Source organism: Ochrobactrum sp. SFR4 (assembly GCF_019730395.1).
Classification (GTDB): Bacteria; Pseudomonadota; Alphaproteobacteria; order Rhizobiales; family Rhizobiaceae; genus Pseudochrobactrum.
In genome coordinates, this window is record NZ_JAAPBB010000088.1 from 1 (window position 1) to 632 (window position 632).

Annotated in this window: 2 protein-coding genes; both read left to right on the forward strand. The window is 41.0% G+C overall.

All coding sequences use genetic code 11. The features are described 5' to 3' along the window. Positions 1–217 (forward strand): hypothetical protein (locus HBA93_RS17975; RefSeq protein WP_221724203.1); only part of this gene is annotated, 217 nt, incomplete at its 5' end. A gap of 211 nt (positions 218–428) precedes the next feature. Beyond that, a partial coding sequence (gene bcsN / locus HBA93_RS17980) for a cellulose biosynthesis protein BcsN (RefSeq protein ID WP_221724204.1) occupies positions 429–632 on the forward strand: 204 nt, incomplete at its 3' end.

Below are 632 nucleotides of genomic sequence, written 5' to 3' on the forward strand. Positions count from 1 at the left end.
TCCATCGAGAAACTCCGGTCTGTCCATTCAAAGCCTCTTAATGACAGATCAGAAAATCAAACAGAATGTGGGGCCAAAACACCGCTTACATTATTGCCGTGACGCCACAAAGCGCACCAAGCTGTTCAAACAAACCGAGCTATTTATTAAATTCAAGCACTTAAAATCACGAGTGCTGGAGAAACTCGCTTACATCTACCTCAATTTTTCACCTTAAAGTTAATTCACATTGCGAACAGAGACTAAAATTTAATATATTTTTAACCATGAAACGCTACCACTTATAAATGGCCTGACTCGAATTTGAGATGTCCTGCTTACAAAGCAGTATTTCAGCAAAGCTACTTATTTATTGTTTTTTATAAAAGATGAGGTTCGCAAAATTGGTAGCTTGGCGTCCCTGTATACTGATCTTATCAAGTCTTTTTATGGCTTCCTGCGCAACAAAAGACCCGTCCAGCCTTGCATATGGAAAGCGTGAGATCGGCATAGATAACGCTTTCGTACTTCCTGCAGATCGTTCCGTCGTCGGCATTACACAGGAACGTGCAAGCAATGCCATTACTCAGACAATTGCTTTGAACACAAACTCGGCACTCTCTGGTGAGAACTTCTTCCGTGTCACTTTTTAT